Source organism: Pseudomonas sp. LBUM1655, from assembly GCF_059716085.1.
Map to the genome: position 1 here is coordinate 20648 of NZ_CP166801.1, position 20757 is coordinate 41404.

The 20757-nt window shown below is 59.1% G+C and carries 20 protein-coding genes; 14 read left to right on the forward strand and 6 right to left on the reverse strand.

Annotation, left to right across the window (positions count from 1 at the left end; genetic code table 11):
- Positions 1-5: 5 nt before the first annotated feature.
- Positions 6-512, reverse strand: a complete 507-nt coding sequence (gene def, locus ACA074_RS00095; RefSeq protein WP_187677249.1) for a peptide deformylase — start codon at positions 510-512, stop codon at positions 6-8.
- A 159-nt stretch (positions 513-671) separates the two neighbouring features.
- On the opposite strand from def, the gene ACA074_RS00100 reads away from it, so the two are divergent.
- From ACA074_RS00100 to ACA074_RS00135, 8 genes are all read left to right on the forward strand, one after another.
- Complete coding sequence (locus ACA074_RS00100) at positions 672-1697, forward strand: LysM peptidoglycan-binding domain-containing protein (RefSeq protein WP_497678210.1); 1026 nt, start codon at positions 672-674, stop codon at positions 1695-1697.
- Positions 1698-1777: 80 nt separating this feature from the next.
- Positions 1778-2878, forward strand: a complete 1101-nt coding sequence (gene dprA, locus ACA074_RS00105) for a DNA-processing protein DprA (RefSeq protein ID WP_497678211.1) — start codon at positions 1778-1780, stop codon at positions 2876-2878.
- A gap of 55 nt (positions 2879-2933) precedes the next feature.
- The gene (tsaC, locus tag ACA074_RS00110) at positions 2934-3491 is read left to right on the forward strand and encodes an L-threonylcarbamoyladenylate synthase type 1 TsaC (RefSeq protein WP_187677252.1); all 558 of its coding nucleotides are present in this window, start codon (positions 2934-2936) and stop codon (positions 3489-3491) included.
- Positions 3492-3763: 272 nt separating this feature from the next.
- A complete protein-coding gene (locus tag ACA074_RS00115; RefSeq protein WP_497615758.1) occupies positions 3764-4432 on the forward strand; it encodes a GNAT family N-acetyltransferase in 669 nt (222 codons plus the stop codon).
- Positions 4410-5144, forward strand: a complete 735-nt coding sequence (locus ACA074_RS00120; RefSeq protein ID WP_489880150.1) for an iron-containing redox enzyme family protein — start codon at positions 4410-4412, stop codon at positions 5142-5144. Before ACA074_RS00115 ends, ACA074_RS00120 begins: the two co-directional genes overlap by 23 nt.
- Before the next feature lie 42 nt (positions 5145-5186).
- Positions 5187-6281: a DUF3419 family protein gene (locus tag ACA074_RS00125; protein ID WP_489880149.1), complete on the forward strand. Its 1095-nt coding sequence runs from the start codon at positions 5187-5189 to the stop codon at positions 6279-6281.
- Entirely contained in the window at positions 6278-7546 is a 1269-nt protein-coding gene (locus ACA074_RS00130; RefSeq protein WP_497678212.1) for an aminotransferase class I/II-fold pyridoxal phosphate-dependent enzyme, read from the forward strand. The genes ACA074_RS00125 and ACA074_RS00130 overlap by 4 nt, the downstream gene beginning before the upstream one ends.
- The gene (locus ACA074_RS00135; protein ID WP_497678213.1) at positions 7503-8834 is read left to right on the forward strand and encodes a phenylacetate--CoA ligase family protein; all 1332 of its coding nucleotides are present in this window, start codon (positions 7503-7505) and stop codon (positions 8832-8834) included. The genes ACA074_RS00130 and ACA074_RS00135 overlap by 44 nt, the downstream gene beginning before the upstream one ends.
- Before the next feature lie 7 nt (positions 8835-8841).
- Here the strand turns inward: ACA074_RS00135 and ACA074_RS00140 are convergent, their stop codons facing one another.
- Positions 8842-9819 carry an NADPH:quinone reductase gene (locus ACA074_RS00140; protein WP_497615766.1) on the reverse strand — a complete coding sequence of 326 codons (978 nt, stop codon included), beginning with the start codon at positions 9817-9819 and terminating at the stop codon, positions 8842-8844.
- Between the two features lie 161 nt (positions 9820-9980).
- Between ACA074_RS00140 and hemF the strand changes: the two genes are divergently transcribed.
- Both hemF and aroE read left to right on the forward strand, forming a co-directional pair.
- The gene (gene hemF / locus ACA074_RS00145) at positions 9981-10895 is read left to right on the forward strand and encodes an oxygen-dependent coproporphyrinogen oxidase (protein ID WP_497678214.1); all 915 of its coding nucleotides are present in this window, start codon (positions 9981-9983) and stop codon (positions 10893-10895) included.
- A 13-nt stretch (positions 10896-10908) separates the two neighbouring features.
- Entirely contained in the window at positions 10909-11727 is an 819-nt protein-coding gene (gene aroE, locus ACA074_RS00150) for a shikimate dehydrogenase (RefSeq protein WP_497678215.1), read from the forward strand.
- An 81-nt stretch (positions 11728-11808) separates the two neighbouring features.
- Here the strand turns inward: aroE and ACA074_RS00155 are convergent, their stop codons facing one another.
- The 3 genes from ACA074_RS00155 to betC form a co-directional block, all read right to left on the reverse strand.
- Positions 11809-13377 carry a SulP family inorganic anion transporter gene (locus ACA074_RS00155; protein ID WP_489880144.1) on the reverse strand — a complete coding sequence of 523 codons (1569 nt, stop codon included), beginning with the start codon at positions 13375-13377 and terminating at the stop codon, positions 11809-11811.
- A gap of 198 nt (positions 13378-13575) precedes the next feature.
- Positions 13576-14496 (reverse strand): choline ABC transporter substrate-binding protein, encoded by a 921-nt coding sequence (gene choX, locus ACA074_RS00160; protein WP_497658393.1) that lies wholly within the window; start codon positions 14494-14496, stop codon positions 13576-13578.
- Positions 14497-14512: 16 nt separating this feature from the next.
- Positions 14513-16027, reverse strand: a complete 1515-nt coding sequence (betC, locus tag ACA074_RS00165) for a choline-sulfatase (protein WP_497678216.1) — start codon at positions 16025-16027, stop codon at positions 14513-14515.
- A gap of 114 nt (positions 16028-16141) precedes the next feature.
- Between betC and ACA074_RS00170 the strand changes: the two genes are divergently transcribed.
- Entirely contained in the window at positions 16142-17092 is a 951-nt protein-coding gene (locus tag ACA074_RS00170; RefSeq protein ID WP_401268251.1) for a choline sulfate utilization transcriptional regulator, read from the forward strand.
- 4 nt (positions 17093-17096) lie between these two features.
- Here ACA074_RS00170 and ACA074_RS00175 read toward each other — a convergent pair whose 3' ends face one another.
- Entirely contained in the window at positions 17097-17759 is a 663-nt protein-coding gene (locus ACA074_RS00175) for an NAD(P)-dependent oxidoreductase (protein ID WP_187677264.1), read from the reverse strand.
- An 83-nt stretch (positions 17760-17842) separates the two neighbouring features.
- Between ACA074_RS00175 and ACA074_RS00180 the strand changes: the two genes are divergently transcribed.
- The 3 genes from ACA074_RS00180 to ACA074_RS00190 all read left to right on the forward strand — a co-directional run bounded on the left by ACA074_RS00180 (position 17843) and on the right by ACA074_RS00190 (position 20732).
- A complete protein-coding gene (locus ACA074_RS00180; RefSeq protein WP_497615776.1) occupies positions 17843-18169 on the forward strand; it encodes a DOPA 4,5-dioxygenase family protein in 327 nt (108 codons plus the stop codon).
- Positions 18170-18571: 402 nt separating this feature from the next.
- Positions 18572-19879 (forward strand): CitMHS family transporter, encoded by a 1308-nt coding sequence (locus ACA074_RS00185; protein WP_401268255.1) that lies wholly within the window; start codon positions 18572-18574, stop codon positions 19877-19879.
- 85 nt (positions 19880-19964) lie between these two features.
- Positions 19965-20732, forward strand: a complete 768-nt coding sequence (locus tag ACA074_RS00190) for a TerC family protein (RefSeq protein ID WP_187677270.1) — start codon at positions 19965-19967, stop codon at positions 20730-20732.
- Positions 20733-20757 lie beyond the last annotated feature (25 nt).

The following is a 20757-nucleotide window of genomic DNA, read 5'->3' on the forward strand; positions in this document are numbered from 1 at the left end:
GGGCATCAAGCGTTCTGGCGATGCAGCTTTTCCAGTTTCTTCTTGATCCGGTCGCGTTTGAGCGTGGACAGGTAGTCGACGAACAATTTGCCGTTTAGGTGGTCGCATTCGTGCTGGATGCACACCGCGAGCAGGCCTTCGGCGATCAGTTCATAGGGCTTGCCGTCGCGGTCCAGCGCCTTGATCTTGACCTTTTGCGGGCGGTCGACGTTTTCGTAGAAACCCGGCACCGAGAGGCAACCTTCCTGGTACTGATCCATTTCGTCAGTCAGCGATTCGAACTCGGGGTTGATGAACACCCGTGGCTCGGTGCGGTCTTCGGAAAGGTCCATCACGACGATACGTTTGTGCACGTTGACCTGGGTCGCGGCGAGGCCGATGCCCGGCGCTTCATACATTGTTTCAAACATGTCATCGACCAACTGACGCACTTCGGCGTCCACTACAGCCACAGGCTTGGCGATAGTACGCAGACGCGGGTCCGGAAATTCGAGGATGTTTAAAATGGCCATAGGCTGATTGCTGCACGTATTGAGTAAAGTCGGATCGATGGCCTGGCAGGTCCGAAGATGCAGGCTACCGTTGTGAAGCGTAGCTTCTGCATTTGGCAGAAGCGAGCCACGGGGGCTCTGACGGTTCACGCGAACGCACATGATAAAGGGATTCACTGCATGAGGAAAACACTACTCGCCCTGCTGCTGTTGGCCTCGGCCGGCGCGGTGCAAGGGCAAGTGCAACTCAGGGATGGTTTTCCGCAGCAATACACGGTGGTTTCGGGGGATACACTCTGGGATATTTCCGGAAAATACCTGCGCGAGCCTTGGCAATGGCCACAACTGTGGCAGGCCAACCCGCAGATCGAAAACCCCAATCTGATCTATCCCGGCGACACGCTGACGCTCAGTTACGTCAACGGCCAGCCGCGCCTGACCCTCAATCGCGGCGAGTCGCGCGGCACCATCAAGCTCTCGCCACGCATTCGTACCAGCCCGGTGGCTGAGGCGATTCCGAGTATTCCGCTGAAATCGATCAACAGCTTTCTGCTGAGCAACCGCATCGTCGACAAGGTCGAGGATTTCGACAAAGCGCCCTACATCGTCGCCGGTGACGCGGAACGCGTGCTCAGCGGCACCGGCGACCGGATCTTTGCCCGTGGCTATTTCGATCCGAATCAACCGGTCTACGGGATCTTCCGTCAGGGCAAGGTCTATACCGATCCGCAAACCAAGGAATTTCTGGGGATCAACGCCGACGACATTGGCGGCGGTGAAATCGTTGCCACCGAAGACGACGTCGCCACCCTCGCCCTGCAGCGCACCACCCAGGAAGTGCGCCTCGGCGACCGCTTGTTCAGCGGCGAAGAGCGCTCGATCAATTCGACCTTCATGCCCAGTGCTCCGACCACCGACATCAATGGCCTGATCATCGATGTCCCACGCGGCGTCACGCAGATCGGTGCGATGGACGTGGTTACGTTGAACAAGGGCAAACGCGACGGCCTGGCCGAAGGCAATGTGTTGGTGGTGATGAAAACCGGTGAAACCGTGCGCGACCGGGTGACCGGTCAACCACTGAAAATCCCCGACGAACGGGCCGGGCTGCTGATGGTTTTTCGCACCTACGACAAACTCAGCTACGGCTTGGTCCTCAACGCTTCACGCTCGCTGGCGGTGCTCGACAAGGTGCGAAATCCGTAAGCGTGCTTAACAAGTTACCAACAGAGTTATCCACAGCTTGTTCCGAATGGTTCGGGGCTTGTAACGATCAAGGATGATCCATGACGCTGTCTGTCTATACGCCGGTTTCCCCTGCGGAACTGGAAGCGCGCCTGCGCCTGCATCGCTTGCCGGACATCGGCCCGAAGCGGTTTCTGAAATTGCTCGAAGCCTTTGGCTCAGCATCCAAAGCCATCAGCGCGCCGGCCAGCGCCTGGCGCTCGCTGGGTTTACCAGCGGCGTGTGCCGAAGCACGGCGCTGTCCCGACGTTCGCGACGGCGCCAGCCACGCAATGCGCTGGCTAGAGCGTCCGGGTCAGCATTTGTTGATGTGGGATCAAGCGGACTATCCGGCATTGTTGGCGCAGATTCCCGACCCTCCGCCGCTGTTATTCGTGGCGGGTGACCCCCTGATTCTCGAGAGGCCGCAGCTGGCCATGGTCGGCAGCCGTCGTGCTTCACGTCCGGGAATGGACACCGCCGCCGCATTTTCTCGTAGCCTGGCCGGGGCCGGTTTTGTCATCAACAGTGGCTTGGCGCTGGGCATTGATGCGGCTGCGCATCAAGCGGCGCTGGATGTTGGCGGGCTGACGGTCGGAGTGTTGGGCACGGGCCTGGAAAACTTTTATCCACAGCGCAATCGGCGGCTGGCCGACGCGATGATTGCCTCCGGCAGTGCGGTGCTTTCGGAGTTTCCGCTGGATGCCGGCCCCAGCGCCAGCAACTTCCCGCGACGCAACCGGATCATCAGCGGTTTATCCCTTGGCGTGCTGGTGGTCGAGGCCAGCGTCGCCAGTGGTTCGCTGATCACTGCACGGCTGGCGGCGGAACAAGGGCGCGAGGTGTATGCAATCCCTGGCTCGATCCATCATCCCGGTGCGCGTGGTTGTCACCAGTTGATTCGCGACGGCGCGGTGCTGGTGGAAACCATCGAACACATTCTCGAAGCCCTGCGTGGCTGGCAGCAGGTGCCGTTATCCATAGGCACACCGCAAGCGGATCATCCCTTACTTGCCCTGCTCCACGCTGCGCCGCATACCAGTGAAGCCTTGGCCGACAGCTGCGGCTGGGCGTTGCCCAAAGTGCTGGCGGCGCTGACCGAACTGGAAATGGACGGCCGTGCGGTGTGCGAAAACGGCCGCTGGTTTGCGCGTGTGAGCTAGGTTTTACAAGGAAGATCGGTAAACTGCGCGAAACCTGTTTGCGGAGAGTTTTTTCATGGTCAACAGTTGGCGTGTGCAACAAGCCGCGCGAGAGATTCGCGCCGGGGCGGTGATTGCCTATCCAACCGAAGCCGTCTGGGGGCTGGGTTGCGACCCGTGGAATGAAGAAGCGGTGGATCGGTTGCTGGCGATCAAGAATCGCTCGGTCGACAAGGGCCTGATTCTGGTTGCCGACAACATTCGCCAGTTCGATTTCTTGTTCGAAGACTTTCCGCAAGAGTGGATCGACCGTATGGCCAGCACCTGGCCTGGGCCGAATACCTGGCTGGTGCCGCATCAGAATCTGCTGCCGGAGTGGGTCACTGGGGTGCATGACACGGTGGCGCTGCGCGTCAGCGATCATCCTCAGGTGCGTGACTTGTGCTCGATGGTCGGTCCGTTGATTTCGACCTCAGCCAATCCACAAGGCCGTCCGGCAGCGCGCACGCGGTTGCGGGTCGAGCAGTATTTCCGCGGGCAGATCGATCTGGTGCTGGGTGGGGAGTTGGGTGGGCGCAAGAACCCCAGCGTCATCCGTGATCTGGCCTCCGGCAACGTTATTCGTCCCGACTGACGTCACTCCTGACTTCATGTATTGAGTACTTCTCGGCTTTTATGGCGAGAAGTACTACTTTTGCCTGCGATTTATCCTTCAAACAACGATCAACTTACAACATTCAACTGTTTGTATTTTTCCTTCGTGTGTCAGACCAATCAGTAAGTACACAGATTCAGTAACTTTTCCCACGTAATTATCAGAAGTCGCGCAGTGGCGATATTTCTAAAAGCATCCATCATTTCAATGCGCTCAGAAAACTTCGATAAGTTAACGTCTGCGGAGAAAGAATGGATACTACGGATTTACAACTAACGGATTATCTGCAGGCACTTCAGGCAACGTTCAGAAGTCGCCATGAAGATTGCCGGGTCGTTATTCTTGAAGCGGGATCAGATACGCGGGAGTTCGAACGGTTTATTGGTCGGCAATTTCGTCTTCGACTGCAACATTACATGCTGACATCCAGAGCCAGATTGCTTGAAACGAGGCTGGCGGTGACGGCGCGAAGTACCCACTTTCTGCTGTATCAACACGAGCAGCTGGTGGCGGTATTGAGAGTGACGCCATCGCCGTTCGAATGGGCCTCACTGGCGCACCAGCATGTTTCTCCCACCGTGATGCTGTCGCGCCACGTCGAGTTCAGCCGGTTGATCACTCTCTCGCGAAGCCACCTGGCTGTTCCGATCAACAGCCTGCTGGCGGCGGCCACCGAGTGGGCGATCAGGCATGGGTATCAAGGCGTCACCGCCCTCTGCCGATCGCCACAACGGCGACTGTTCCAGCGATTCGGCCTGACCCCTATCACCTCCGACGCCCTTCATATCGAACAACGCGCTCGCGGCGACTACTGGCTGCTGTCAGCGCAGTGGCAGCAAATCCTTGCCGCTGTTCAACACCCTGATCACACCCCCTTCAACACCCCGGAGAACCACGATGAATACGCTCATCAGCTTTGAACAACAGTTGATCCTGCTTGATAAACGCATCGAACAATTGTGGGCCGATATTCTGGATAACTCGCGATTGGTAAAAGCCATACGCGAGGGTAGTGTTACCAAGGCGTTATATGCGATCTACATGATAGAAACCTTTCACTACACTGCACACAATGCGCGAAATCAGGGATTGGTGGGTGTGCGCCATGCCGATAATCCGGTTTATGCAAAGTTCTGTTTTGAACATGCGGCGCAAGAAGTTGGCCATGAGAAAATGGCACTGCATGATGTCATGAGTCTTGGCCTGAAAAATGAAAAGTTCGAGATCCCGTCTGCGCTTCCGGCAACCGAAGTACTGATTGCTTATTTGTATTGGATATCCTTTACCGGTAATCCACTACAACGCCTGGGATACAGTTATTGGGCAGAAAATGCCTATCAATTCATCACCCCGTTGATCAATAACCTGAGCGAAATCCTGGCGCTAAAACCGGCTCAGTTGACGTTCTTCGTTGCGCATTCCGACATCGATGTCGAGCACTTCAATGAAATCAAACTCATCCTGCAGCGTACTTGCAAAAATCAGCACGACTGGGATGCCGTTGCCAATGTAATGGAAACCAGCTTGCGGCTGACCGGCAACATGCTCGAAGCCGTTTATGAGCAGTATGAGGCTTGGCAAAACGGCCATGCGCCCCGTTATGACTTCCTCCATGCCCTGGATAACTCATGAAGACTTCACGTCGAGTGTCAGAACCGAGGGAAGGAGGCAGGCATGGCTGACTATTTCCAGCGGTTGAACTATGCGCTGGGGGATGAAGACACAGCGCTCGAATATGCAATCCTCCCCAAGCACGCCAGACATGTGGTGGGTATCGCCGGGAGTGGCGGGCGGCTTTTACCGTTGCTGGCCCGCAGTCCGGCGCGTATGACCTGCACCGATATCAGCGCGCCGCAACTGGCATTTACCCGGCTGCGATTCGCCTTGCTGGAACAGACCGATCACGCGTCGTTCATGGCATTCATGGGTTACCGGACAGACAGTTCGACCAAGCGACGCCAGTCCATATTTCAGCATCTGGATTTGCCGCAGGCCGATCGCCACTGGTTGACCGAGTTGTTCCAGTCCCGTCACTGGCAAGCGCCGATCTACATGGGAGCCTTCGAGCAGACCCTGCAGCGATTGGCGAAGGTCAACCGACTGTTTACCGGCAAGGCAGGTCGTGAAGTTTTCCACTGTCGCGACCTTGGCGAGCAAATCGAGTATTACCAGACCCGCTTTCCCCTCAAACGCTGGAAGGCTGTGATCGCGCTGTTGGGCAACGCAGCGGTACTCAATTCCCTGCTCTACAAAGGCTCGTTCCCGCCCAACAACCTGGGCATCAGTTCCCGCGCGGCGTACCTGGAGATTTTTCACGCCTTGTTCACCACTCAGGTGGTGCGCGAGAGCTTCTTTCTGCAAATGCTGTTTTTCGGTGAACTGCGCTACCCACAAGGTTTTCCGCTGGAGTGCGCCCCGAAGATTTTCAAGCGTGCCCGTGAGGCGCTTCAACAGTGCGAGCTGCAGGTGGTACAGGCCGACATTCTCGACTGTGTTGCCACGCTCTCGGAGGTCGACTTCGTCTCGCTCTCGGACGTCCCTTCTTTCATGCCCGAAGCTGACGGTGCGAGTGTCTTGCAGCGGTTACGCCCGTCCCTGGCCGAAGAGGCGCTGACGGTCATACGTGGCCATTTGCACGTCGTCCAGCCCGATTGTTCAGGCTTCGGCGATATCACCGCCGACTACCAGAAAGCGATTGCACGAGAAAGAACCCAGCTCTGGCGTGTGCAGGTCTATCGCCGGACATCACCTTTGCAGGTATCTCGATGAGCACTCAGCAACCCACCGTCAATTGGCTCAAAAACCGTATTCGGCAGGCGCGTGAAGATCAGCAACAGTTGTTCGATGCCGGGCTCAACGGCCTGAAGCTGGCACAACGCGAAGGCAAGGAGATCGAGTTGAGCAGCGGCGAGCGGCTCACCGAGTTTCTCTCATGCTCCTATCTGGGGCTTGAGTGCGATCCCCGCCTGATTCAAGGCGCCGTGGACGCCGTCGAAACCTTCGGCGTGCAGTTCGCCGCCGCACGAACCCGGGCACTGTTGCCGCCAATGCATGAACTAGACGAACAGTTGAACCGGATATTCCAGGGGCACGCGGTCACCTTCAACTCGGTGGGCAGTGCACATCTGGGCTGTCTGCCCTTACTGGGATCCGGTGAGTTGCCGTCCTATCCGTTGCGCCGTGCCCCGAGCTGGATCGTCGACCGGGCGGCCCACGCTTCAATGCAAGTGCTGCAAGGGATTCTTTGGCAGTTTGGCCCCGTACAGCGGTGCGATTGCAGGGATATGGAGCAAGTCGAGCAGGCGTGTTCGGCGGCAGTAGCGGCTGGCAATACACCGATCATCCTGACCGACAGCATCGGTTCGATGCGCGGCGTGTATCCGATCAATCGACTGTTGCAACTGGCGGAGCGCTTTGAAGGGTATCTGTATGCGGATGACGCCCACGGCACTTCGATCTACGGTGTGGCGGGAGGTGGTTATGCCCTTGCCAGTGGCGATGAGCGCTTGCGCGGACGCTTGATCCTTCTGTCCTCGCTGTCCAAGGCGTTTGGGGCAACCGGAGGGGCGATCACCGTGCTCACGGCGGACGATGCCGAGATGATAAGGCGCCATGCGTCGACCTATACCTTCGGCGGGCCATTGTCGATGGGCGGGGTTGGTGCGGCAGTCGCCTCCGGAAAAATCCATCTTTCGCCAGAGCTGGGCGAGCTGCAAGCCGCCCTGTGGCGAAATGTTGCCCTGATCGACGATTTGCTCGGACCGGTTCTTGGCAACCATGAAGTCGCCTCGCCCATCCGTTTCGTGCGTGTCGGTGCCGAGCGTGACGCGATCAGTCTGGCGCTGTACCTGCGGCGGCAAGCGATTGCCGTCACCACCGCGTTGTTTCCGGTGGTGGCCAAGGGCGAGGCGATTCTGCGTCTGGCGATCAGTGCCAATCATAGTCAGGCCCAGTTGGCGTGCCTGGCCAATGCCATTAATGGCGGTTTCGATGAGTTGGGTATTCGTCAAAGAGGAAGTGGCGATGGGCGATGATCCGATAAGCCATGCAAACCAGGCTTTTACACGCAAATTGGCCCATGCACGGTCACTGCCGTGGTTCTGTGCGCTGTGTCCGCAGATCCTGCACGTGCAGAGCCCGGAGGATTTGCATCGGCTGCCGATTCAAGCCGTCGAGGACGAGCACGGTGGTGTGCTGTTCTCCGTGCTTGGTGAGGCTTCGCATCGTGCACCGGGTGGCGGACTGACCCTGACGTCGGGAGGCAGCACCGGCAACTGCAAACACATCACCCATTCCTGGGCATTCAACGCCAGTATCGTGCTGCTGGGGGCGCGGATGTTTGGGGGCGCGAACGAACATCCAGCTGTTGTCGTTAACTGCCTGACAGCCGGTGAAATGCAAGGCGCTTTTCAGTACGCCGCGGCCATCGTCCAGCACATCGGTGCTCGGTTGTTGCCCGCCGGATCGCTGATGGGCGTTACGCGGATTGCCGAGCTGATTCAGTCACAAGCGGCCGATGCGCTGATTTGCACTCCCTCCTTCGCGGCGGCGCTGTTCAACCATGACGATATCGATGCCACACAGTTGGCCAGTCTGAGATGGCTCTATTACATCGGGGAACCCTGCAGCAAACCGCTGCGCGAGCAATTGGCTCGGGACTGGCCTGAAATCAGAGTGCGGTCGCTGGGCTACAGCTCTACGGAGACCGGCCCCATCGGCTTTCAGTGCGCACACCTGGAGCATGGTTTTTATCATCTGCACGCCGATGCGATGCTGACCGAAGTCGTTGACCCATTGACCCTGCAAGCAGTGGCCGAAGGCGAAAGCGGGGAGTTTCTGCTGACGTCGCTGCTGCCCGATCATGTGCCGCTGTTGCGTTATCGGATTGGTGATCGTGGGCGAATTCTGCTTCAGGAATCGAATTGCGCGTGTGGTAGTAATTTGCCGGTGCTGGAGCTTGAGGGGCGGGTCGAGACGTCGATCAAACTGGGTGGCGCGATCATCACGCAGCGACAGGTCATGAGCGTACTCGCCCAAGCGTTGCCCGACCTGGACGCTAACGATGTTCAGGTACAAATCGATCGACAGGCCAACGGTGCCCGCATGCGTCTGGTCATTGCTCAGGACAAACTGCCAGCCAGTGCAGAAGCCGTCATCGAACAGACGTTGCATAACGAAGCGCAAGCGAGCGCTTTGCTCAGGCTGCCCGGAGTACTGGGATTGAGGGTGCAGCGTCTTGCCCGCAGCGGCTTCGAAACAACTTCCGCCGGCAAGACGCCGTTTTTTTTTGATGTGGACGCTACCCCGGATTCACCGGAGTAGCGTGGTATCACGGCAGCAGGATGGTGGATCCGGTGGTGCGCCGTGCCGACAGCTCGGTTTGCGCCTTCGCCGCTTCAGCCAGCGGATAACGCTGGCTGATATCGACCTTGAGCTTGCCGCTGATGATCATCTCGAACAGCTCATCGGCCATGCGCTGCAGGTTTTCGGCGTTGTTGGCGTAGGTCGCCAGGGTCGGTCGGGTCACGTACAACGAGCCTTTGGCCGAGAGAATCCCCAGATTGACGCCATCCACGGCGCCGGAGGCATTGCCGAAACTCACCACCAGACCACGCGGCGACACGCTGTCGAGCGAAGTCAGCCAAGTGTCTTTGCCGACACCGTCATATACCACCGGGACCTTCTTGCCGTCGGTCAGCTCCAGTACGCGTTGCGCGACGTTTTCGTGGCTGTAATCGATGGTGGCCCAAGCACCGTTGGCTTTCGCCAACTCGGCTTTTTCCTTCGAGCTGACGGTGCCGATCAGCTTCACACCCAAGGCCCTGGCCCATTGGCAGGCCAGCGAACCGACGCCGCCGGCAGCGGCGTGGAACAGAATGGTTTCGCCACCCTTGAGCTCATAAGTCTGGCGCAGCAGGTACTGCACGGTCAGACCCTTGAGCATCACTCCGGCAGCGGTTTCGAAACTGATTTGGTCGGGCAAGTGCACCAGATTTGCTTCGGGCAAAACGTGCAGTTCACTGTAGGCGCCCAACGGGCCGCTACCGTAAGCGACGCGATCCCCGACCTTGAACCGGGTTACTTCGCTGCCAACGGCGTCAACGATGCCCGCGCCTTCTGCGCCCAAGCCGGACGGCAAGGCTGGCGGTGCATAGAGGCCGCTGCGGTAATAGGTGTCGATGAAATTCAAGCCGATCGCTTTGTTGCTCACCCGAACCTGCTGTGGGCCTGGCTCCGCAGGTTGGTAGTCAACATATTCGAGCACTTCGGGGCCGCCGTGGGCGCGGAACTGGATACGCTTTGCCATCTGCCTGCTCTCCTTGGGTCTTTTGTAGCCCCCTATCCAACTCCCATGCTTGATCTTCGTCAACTGCGGCGCGCGGGTCTGCGGTGGTATGCTACGCGCCCATTTGCGCCGCCCCCCGCCTGCGGGGCGCCGCGTAGTGATGCCCCGATCAAGGTGAAGCCATGACGACCCGCACCGACGCCGTAAAGGCCTATCTGCTCGACCTGCAAGACCGCATCTGCACCGCGCTCGAAAACGAGGACGGCGGCACGCGCTTCGTCGAAGACGCCTGGGCCCGGCCGGCGGGCGGTGGCGGTCGCACCCGCGTGATCGAGAACGGCACGCTGATCGAAAAGGGCGGCGTCAACTTTTCCCACGTCTTCGGCAGTGGCCTGCCGCCGTCAGCCAGCGCCCATCGCCCGGAACTGGCGGGTCGCGGCTTCGAAGCCCTTGGCGTGTCGCTGGTGATCCACCCGCACAACCCGCATGTGCCGACGTCCCACGCCAACGTGCGCTTTTTCATCGCCGAGAAGGAAGGTGAAGAGCCGGTCTGGTGGTTCGGTGGTGGCTTCGACCTGACCCCGTATTACGGCAACGAAGAAGACTGCATCCATTGGCACCGCGTGGCCGAGCAGTCTTGTGCGCCGTTCGGTCCGGACGTCTACTCGCGCTATAAAGCCTGGTGCGACACCTATTTCCACATCAAACATCGCCACGAACCGCGCGGCATCGGCGGGCTGTTCTTCGACGACCTGAACGAGTGGGACTTCGACACCAGCTTCGCTTTCATGCGCGCCATTGGTGATGCGTACATCGACGCTTACCTGCCGATCGTGCAGCGGCGCAAGAACGATGCGTTCACCGCCAAACAGCGTGAGTTCCAGGAATTCCGCCGTGGCCGTTACGTCGAGTTCAACCTGGTTTACGATCGTGGCACGCTGTTCGGCCTGCAATCGGGCGGGCGTACCGAGTCGATCCTCATGTCGCTGCCGCCGCAAGTGCGCTGGGCCTACGACTGGAAAGCCGAGCCCGGCAGTGAAGAAGCACGCTTGACCGAGTACTTCCTGCAAGACCGCGACTGGCTGGCCCAGGCCTGAACGAGGAGTTGTGATGGATCGTTACGTTGTTTTCGGTAACCCGATCGGCCACAGCAAGTCGCCGATGATTCATAAATTGTTCGCCGAACAGACCGGGCAGAGCCTCGACTACAGCACCCTGCTGGCGCCGCTCGACGATTTCACCGGCTGCGCCACGGCGTTTTTCCAGGAAGGTCGCGGCGCCAATGTCACCGTACCGTTCAAGGAAGACGCCTATCGTCTGGCCAACAGCCTGACAGCCCGGGCACAACGCGCTGGCGCGGTGAATACCTTGAGCAAACTGGCCGATGGTTTGCTGCTCGGTGACAACACCGACGGCGCCGGGCTGGTGCGCGATCTTACGGTGAATGCCGGGTTCAACCTGACCGGCAAGCGCATTCTGCTGCTCGGCGCCGGTGGCGCGGTGCGTGGGGTGTTGGAGCCTTTGCTGGCAGAGAAACCGGCATCGGTGATCATCGCCAACCGCACGGTGGAAAAAGCTGAGTTGCTGGCCGAATTGTTCTGCGATCTGGGGCCGGTGTCAGCCAGTGGTTTCGACTGGTTGCGCGAGCCGGTGGACGTGATCATCAACGCCACTTCCGCCAGCCTTACCGGTGAAGTGCCGCCGATTGCGCCAAGCCTGATCGAGCCGGGCAAAACCCTGTGCTACGACATGATGTACGGCAAGGAGCCGACCGCGTTCTGCCGCTGGGCCACCGAGCATGGCGCGGCGGTGTCGATGGATGGCTTGGGGATGTTGGCGGAGCAGGCGGCCGAGGCGTTCTTTTTGTGGCGCGGCGTGCGCCCGGATACGGCGCCCGTCCTGGCTGAGTTGCGTCGGCAGTTAGCCTGAAAGCAAAAGATCGCAGCCTGCGGCAGCTCCTACAGAGTGAACACAAATCCCATGTAGGAGCTGCCGCAGGCTGCGATCTTTTCAATCCTCAAACCGGATCGGACACTTCTCCGGCCCCTCAAGCTTTCTCAACTCGTCCACCACTTGCGGCCGCGCGCCACGCAAGGTCAGGCTACGATCCTGGCGCAACAAGCGCCGCGCCTCCTGATGCAGCATCTCCACCCCTGAATAGTCGATGAAGTTGATCTGCTGCGCCTCGATCACCACTCGCGCGCCGTGCATGCGTTGCAAACGCACTTGCAGGTAATGGCTGGCGCCGAAGAAGATCGAGCCGCCGACCCGCAGCACATCGTCTTCGCCATCACGCCAATGCTGCACCCGCGGTTGCGAAGTGCGTTTGAGGTAGAAGAACAGCGACGCCAGCACCCCAGCGTAGATCGCCGTCTGTAATTCCAGTAATAGCGTGGCCAGACAAGTCAGCGCCATGACCACGAATTCGGCGCGGCTGACCCGCAGCAACGCGCGAATGCCGCGATGATCCACCAGCCCCCATGCGATCAGCAGAATGCTCCCAGCCATCGCCGGGATCGGAATGTGCGCAATCAGCCCGGCACCAAAAATCGCGAAAAGCGCGACCCATATCGCCGAAAACACCCCAGCCAGCGGTGAGCACGCGCCTGCCTCGTAACTCAGGCCCGAGCGGGTAAACGAGCCGGCGGACAACGATCCGGAAAAGAATGCCCCGACCATATTCGACAAGCCCTGCGCGCGGACTTCCTGATTGGCATCGAGCAACTGCTGCGAACGCGCGGCAATCGAACGGGCAATCGACAGGCTGGTGACAAGCCCGAGCATGCCCACCGCCACCGCACTGGGCAGCAGGCGCAGGATCAAATCCAGATCCAGTGGTAGTCCGCTGAACGGTGGCAAGCGCCCGACAAATGCACTGACCAGGTGCACATGGCCGAACATTGCCGGCCACAGCCAAACCAGCAGACTCGCCAGCACGAGAGTGATCAACAGCGTCGGCCAGCGTGGCAGCAACTGTTTCAACACCACGCCAACCACGACCGTGGCAACGCCGAGCAGCACGGAGGGTTTATCCACAGCCCCGAGGTGCTGCAACAGATCCATAAGACTGTCCAGCGCTGTGGCTTTTGCCGGCAGATCCAGGCCCAACAGATTGGGTAACTGCCCAATGGCAATGACCACCGCTGCGCCCAAGGTGAAACCGAGCACCACCGAATGCGAGACGAAATTCACCAGCGCGCCGAAGCGCAGCAAGCCCAGCAGCCACTGGAAAATCCCTGCAAGGAATGTCAGCAACAGAATCAGGGTGATGTAGTCCTGTGAAGCTGGAACGGCCAGCGGACTCACGCTGGCGTACAACACGATCGAAATCGCCGCCGTCGGCCCGCAGATCAGATGCCACGACGAGCCCCACAGGCAGGCGATCAACACCGGAATGATCGCGGCATAGAGACCGTATTCAGGTGGGAGACCGGCGATCAGCGCGTAGGCAATCGACTGGGGTAACGCGAGAATCGCACCGCTAAGCCCGACGATCAGATCCCGTCCGACGCTGGCGCGGGTTTGCCGGGGGAGCCAGTTCAGAAAAGGGAAAAGTGAGCGGCGACTGGGGAAAGCCATGGGGCCTCGCGGATGATGAGTTTTTGCAAGGTTATCAGTACCGTCCGACAATTGTGGCGAGGGGATTTATCCCCGACCGGCTGCGCAGCAGTCGTGAAACCGGTATTCACGATGGGATCTGACATACCGTGAGTTCGCGTTTTGGGCCGCTGCGCGACCCATCGGGGATAAATCCCCTCGCCACAGGTAAGTGGTGAGTCAGAGCTTGGCTTTCACGGCGGTCAGCGCTTCCTTCCCATCCACCGTTTTCACCCCATCCAGCCACTTGTCCAACACCGCCGGATTCGCCTTGATCCACGCCTTCGCCGCCTCGGCATTGCTGACTTTCTTGTTCACCACTTCGGCCATGATGCTGTTCTCCATCTCCTGAGTGAACGAAAGATTGGTCAACAATTTACCCACGTTCGGACACGCCTCGGCGTAGCCCTTGCGGGTCAAGGTGAAGACGCTACCGGTGTCGCCAAAGTACTTTTCGCCGCCCTTGAGGTAATGCATTTTCAACTGCACGTTCATCGGGTGCGGGGTCCAGCCGAGGAAGGTGACGAATTTCTGCTTTTTCACCGCCCGCGAGACCTCGGCGAGCATCGCCTGTTCACTGGATTCGATCAGCTTCCACTGGCCGAGGTCGAAGTCGTTTTTCTTGATGATGTCTTGCAGCGAGATGTTCGCTGGCGCGCCGGAACCAATGCCGTAAATCTTCTTGTCGAATTTATCGGCGTATTTGTTCAGGTCGGCAAAGGTATGCACACCCGCGTCCCACACGTAATCCGGCACGGCGAGGGTGAACTCGGTGCCGTCGAGGTTTTTCGCCAATTGCGTGACATCGCCAGTGGCGACGAATTTATCGTAAAAGCCCTGCTGCGCCGGCATCCAGTTGCCGAGAAACACATCCACCTGGCCATCTTTCAGCCCGCCAAAGGTGATCGGCACCGCGAGGGTGTCGACCTTGGCCTTGTAGCCCATGCCATCCAGCAGAAACCCGGTAATGGCGTTGGTCGCGGCGATGTCGCTCCAGCCGGGGTCGGCCATCTTCACCGTTTCGCAGCTTTGCTCGGCAAATGCCGAGGCGCTGCCCAGAGCCAGCAGGCTGACCGTCAGTACTGTGGATAACTTGCGCATGGACTTCCCCTTAACATTATTGGTTTTGGCAGGGTTGTGGATAACGGGCCTTGCGTTCCAGATCGTCGAGATCGATGTGGTTGCGCATGTACTGCTGACTGGCGTCCACCAGCGGCTGGTGATCCCAGCTCTTCAGCTTGCCGATGGTCAACGCATCGGCAACAAAACGACGGCGGCGCTGGCTGGCGAGCACTTCCCGATGAATAGACGGGATGTCCCATTTGGCCCGCGCCTCGGCGAGAAAATCGTCGAACAGCTGGCGATGTTGCGGCGATTGGCTGAGTTCTTCCAGTTCGCGCGGGTCGTTGGCTGCGTCAAAGAGTAGGCAAGGGTCGCTTTCACTGTAGATAAATTTGTACGCGCCACGACGGATCATCATCAACGGGCTGATCGTGCCTTCGGCCATGTACTCGCCGAACACTTCGTCATGCCCGCCCTGCCCTTGCAGATGCGGCACCAGCGAACGGCCGTCCAGCGGCAAACCCGGTTCCAGCGTGCCGCCGGCCAGTTCAACGAAGGTCGGCAGCAGGTCGGCGGTGGATACGGCGGCGCTGACTCGGCCCGCACTGAACTGGCCCGGAGCACTTATCAACAGGGGCACGCGGGCAGCCATCTCGTACCAGTGCATTTTGTACCAGAGGCCTTTCTCGCCAAGCATGTCGCCGTGATCGCCGGAGAAAACGATGATGGTGTCATCGATGAGGCCCGTTTCTTCGAGGGTTTGCAGGAGTTTGCCGACGTTGGCGTCGATATAGCTACACGCCCCGAAGTAGGCGCGGCGCGCATCGCGAATCTTATCCACAGGCAGCGGTTTATCCCACAGGTCGTAGACCTTGAGCAGGCGTTGTGAGTGTGGATCGAGTTCGTGTTGATCCGGCGTTTTAGGCAACGGGATATCACCATCGTCGTACAAATCCCAGAACGCCTTGGGAATCGTGTACGGGTCGTGTGGGTGTGTCATCGATACGGTCAGGCAGAACGGCTGGTCGCCGTCCTCGCGGATGTGGTCGAACAGGTATTGCTGCGCCTTGAACACCACTTCTTCGTCGAAGTCGAGCTGGTTGGTACGCACGCACGGCCCCGCTTGCAGCACCGAAGACATGTTGTGATACCAGGTCGGCCGTACATCCGGCTCATCCCAGTTCACCGCCCAGCCATAGTCGGCCGGATAAATGTCGCTGGTCAGGCGCTCTTCGTAGCCGTGCAACTGGTCCGGGCCGCAGAAATGCATCTTCCCCGACAGCGCGGTGCGGTAGCCGAGACGGCGCAGGTAATGGGCATAGGTCGGAACATCGGCAGGGAAATCGGCGGCGTTGTCGTAGGCGCCGATCTTGCTCGGCAACTGGCCACTGACCAGGGTGAAGCGCGACGGTGCACATAACGGGCTGTTGCAGTAAGCGGCATCGAACACCACGCCTTGGGCGGCGAGGCGCGAAAGATTCGGCAGTTTGATCGGCGACGGGCCATAGATAGGCAACATTGGCGCGGCCATCTGATCGGCCATGATGAAAAGAATATTCTTGCGCTTCATGTGATCGCGGCATTCCATAGTGAATATTTATGCGACATTGCTGCGACCGAGCATGGAGTCCATGCTCTAACCGGTAAAGCCCGCGCCGGGCAATGACTAGGATAAGCACAGCTTATGTATGAAGCCCTGGGTGATCTGTCGCTCGACCTGCTGCGGGCCTTTGAAGCGGCAGCCCGGCATCGCAGTTTCACCGCTGCTGCGGTAGAGCTTGGCACCACGCAACCGGCGATCAGTCAGCAGATCAAACGGCTGGAAGATCAACTCGGCACGCGGTTGTTTGACCGCATCTATCGCGGCATCGAATTGACCGAGGTCGGCACGATCCTGTTTGAGCAGGTTCAGCTCGGTTTGCAGAATATCGACGCCGGATTGAGTGCGATCAGCGCACAACAGCAACACGAAGTGCTGCAAGTCGCCACCGACTTCGCCTTCGCTGCCTACTGGCTGATGCCACGTTTGCACCGCTTCCACGAAGCCAATCCGCAGGTCGACGTCAGCCTGGTCACCAGCGAGCGTAATCACAACATGCTGCGCACCGACATCGATGTGGCGATCCTGTTTGGCGACGGGCGTTTTAAACAGGGCGAAAGTCATTGGCTGTTCAGCGAGGAAGTGTTTCCGGTTTGCAGCCCGCAGTTGCTCAAGGAGCGGGCCCTGCCCTTGCCGGCTCAATCGCTGCTGGAGTTTCCGTTACTGCATCTGCGCGGTGAAAACAGCAGTAACTGGTTTGACTGGAGCGGGCTGTTCCGTGAACTTGGCATCAGTACACCGCCAGCGCCGGGGCAGTTGCGGTTCGACAATTACACATTGTTGATTCAAGCGGCGATTGGCGGCCAAGGTGTGGCTATCGGTTGGCGTCACCTTGTGGATAACTTGCTGACTCAGGGTTTGCTGTGCCGCCCGATTGCCGAAACCACCCTGTCGCGGCTGGGTTACTACGTGGTGCTGCCCCAGCGCAAACGTCGTGGTGCGTTGATTCAACAGTTTGTCGACTGGTTGATGGCGGAGCAGGCCGGCAGCGCTGAGTCGCTAGCCGGACTGACCCTCCCATCGATTGCCGTTTAAATATTCACTCGGTCGTCGCGACAAAATTCACATGCTGGCCCACATGCAGATTCAGCCGCAGCTCATCGGCAATCCCCACCGCCACGCGATTCAAGCGCTCCAGCGGTTCGGCCAGACCGGGCTCGAGATTGCCGCCGACCTGGCTGAAATGCTCGATCGTCAATCCGGCCACGCCGTGGGGCGCATTGACCAGCGTCCAGTGCAGCGGGCTGCTTTGCAGGGCTTCGCGGATTTCTTCGGCGGCGTGACGTTGCAGGCGATCGTCCAGCTCCGGCTCGTCGAGGACGGCGAAATCACCCACCAGAAACAATCGCGCGACATTGGCCAATTGCAGCCCATCGACCAGTGCGTCGACGGCCAGCACCTGTTCAACCGGCCCCAATACAACGGACTTTTCGACGTGATCACTGCTGAACGGCAAACCTGGCGCATCCAGCAGGCAGATCACCGCTGAACTCCCCGCTACGCTTTGATTGACCCGTTCGATATCAAACAGATCACCGCTCTTGGTGCGCAAGCCCGGACGTGGCGCGAGCGCCGTGAGGTCGTCGAGAATGGCGATGACTTCGTGCTGGCGGCGCAGCAACTCAGCCATCAACGCGCCGCCCAGGCTACTCATGGCACCATAGAGCACCACTTTTACCACCGGGGTTTCGGCATTTTTCATGGCTGATCCCTTTTGTTTTCCCTTGTAAAGCGTGTGACATACGCGCAACGTCGAGGGTTCGAACCGATTTGCGAGGCTTTCCGATGCAAGCGATCAAGGGCTACCACGCCCACGTCTATTTCGACGCCGGCACGATTGATCAGGCGCGAGCCTTGTGCGAGCAAGCCGCGCAGTTGTTTCCATTGAAAATGGGCCGCGTCCACGAACGCCCGGTCGGCCCGCATCCGGACTGGAGCTGTCAGTTGGCCTTCGCCCCGGAGCTGATCAGCGACGTGCTGCCGTGGCTGGCACTCAATCGCAAGGGGTTGGTGGTGTTCCTGCACCCGGACACCGGTGATGACTTGCTCGACCACACCGAGCATGCGATCTGGATGGGCGCACTGCGACCGCTGAATCTGGCTGTTTTTTGATCAGCAGCTCTTGTTCGTGACCATGGGCGGGGCCGCGCCGAACTGAAAGCGTATGTGTCTGCGATCACAGCGTCTTCGCCTGATTTTTCGTTCCGCTCCCCGTTTTCATTGACTCCAGCCGCTTCCGACGGCCGGTTGACCGTTCATTCAAAGCTTTCATCAGCGAAAGGTAGCTGAAAGGTTGCCCCATTAGGATCGCTTTACTTCCGGCAACAGACCGGTTGGCCAACGCGTGTGATTGCTCGCTCGCCCGGCCCAATTAACAACAACAATGGTGATTCTGATGTCCTCTGTAGCCCGCCTCCGCGCTGTCACTCCGCCCGTACGTCTCGTGCTTCCCGTTCTGCGCTGATCCCCACGATCCGCTCAATCAACTAGCCGCGCTACGCCTGGAGTATTCCCATGCTGACTTTCCTTGGCTTCGCCATGGTCATCACGTTCATGTTCCTGATCATGACCAAGCGCCTGTCCGCGCTGATCGCTTTGATCATCATCCCGATCCTGTTTGCCCTGTTCGGTGGTTTCGCGCCGAAGATCGGCCCGATGATGCTCGAAGGCATCACCAAGCTGGCGCCAACTGGCGTGATGCTGATGTTCGCCATTCTCTACTTCGCCCTGATGATCGACTCCGGCCTGTTCGACCCGGCCGTGCGCAAGATCCTCAAGCTGGTCAAGGGCGATCCGCTGAAAGTTTCGGTCGGCACCGCCGTTCTGGCGCTCGTCGTTTCCCTCGATGGTGACGGCGCGACCACTTACATGATCTGCGTGGCCGCCATGCTGCCGCTGTACAGCCGCATCGGCATGAGCCCGCGAATCATGGCCGGTCTGATCATCCTCGCCGGTGGCGTGATGAACATGACCCCGTGGGGTGGCCCGACCGCCCGTGCCGCCAGTGCGCTGCACGTCGACCCTTCGGACATCTTTGTACCGATGATTCCGGCCATGGGCGCCGGTGTGGTGGCGATCCTGATCATTGCCTACTTCTACGGCAAGCGTGAACGTGCGCGTCTGGGTGAGTTGCACCTGGTGGGCGACGATATCGATCACAGCGAAATCAGCGTCTCGCAGTTCCCGGATGCCCGTCGTCCTAAATTGATCTGGTTCAACGGCGCGCTGACCTTCGGTCTCATGTGCACCTTGATCGCCGGCCTGTTGCCGCTGCCGGTGTTGTTCATGGTGGCGTTCAGTATTGCAATGATCGTCAACTATCCTTGCCTGCAAATGCAGAAGGATCGCGTCGCGGCTCACGCCGGTAGTGTGCTGGCAGTGGTCGGGCTGATCTTTGCGGCGGGTATCTTCACCGGTATCCTGTCGGGCACCGGCATGGTCGATGCGATGTCGAAGAGCCTGTTGGCGGTGATCCCTGATTTCCTTGGCCCGTACCTGGCCGTAATCACGGCGCTGGTGAGCATGCCGTTCACCTTCTTCATGTCCAACGATGCGTTCTACTATGGCGTGTTGCCGGTGTTGGCCGAGGCTGCCAGCCACTACGGGATTACCGCGGTGGAAATGGCTCGTGCCTCGATCGTCGGTCAACCCGTGCACTTGCTGAGCCCGTTGGTGCCATCGACCTATCTGTTGGTGGCTCTGGCCGGTATTGATTTTGGTGACCACCAGCGTTTCACCCTGAAATGGGCGATCCTGGTTTGTATATGCATTCTGATTGCTGCGCTGCTGTTGGGGACTTTCCCGGTGTTCAGCACTCTATAAGCCCAAGACTCACCGTTGCGGGTCCTGGCTTCGCTGTTTGAAGCCCGGACCTTTTTCGGTTTAACAATCGCTCAAAGGAATACACATGGAATGGCTGACCAACCCTGAAATCTGGGTTGCCTTCTTTACCCTGACCGCCCTGGAAATCGTCCTCGGCATCGATAACATCATCATGATTTCGATCCTGGTCAGCCGCATGCCTAAACACATGCAGCAGCGCACCCGGATTTTCGGTCTGGCGCTGGCCATGATCACGCGGATCCTGTTGCTGCTGTCGATTACCTGGGTCATGCGCCTCACCGCGGACCTGTTCGTAGTCTTCGGCCAAGGCATCTCCGGCCGCGACCTGATCCTGTTCTTCGGTGGTCTGTTCCTGTTGTGGAAGAGCTCGCAAGAGATGTACCACGCACTGGAAGGCGAAGACGAAAGCGAAGAAACGCCAGGCGGCAAGGGCGGCAACTTCCTCTACACCATCATCCAGATCGCGATCATCGACATCGTGTTCTCGCTGGACTCGGTGATCACCGCTGTCGGCATGGTCTCGCACGTACCGGTCATGGTTGCAGCGATCATCGTTGCGGTGCTGGTGATGATGCTCGCGGCGGGTACGATCAGCGAATTCATCGACAAGCACCCGTCGCTGAAAATGCTGGCGCTGTCGTTCCTGCTGGTGGTCGGTACCGTGCTGATTGCCGAGTCGTTCGACGTGCATGTGCCAAAAGGCTACGTCTACTTCGCGATGGCGTTCTCGCTGGCGGTTGAAGCGATCAACATCAAACTGCGTGGGGCGATGGCGAAGAAGAAACAGCAGCAGGATCCGGTGAAACTGCGCAAGGACATTCCGGGGCAGTAATCCGGTAATCCAGGCGCACGCAATA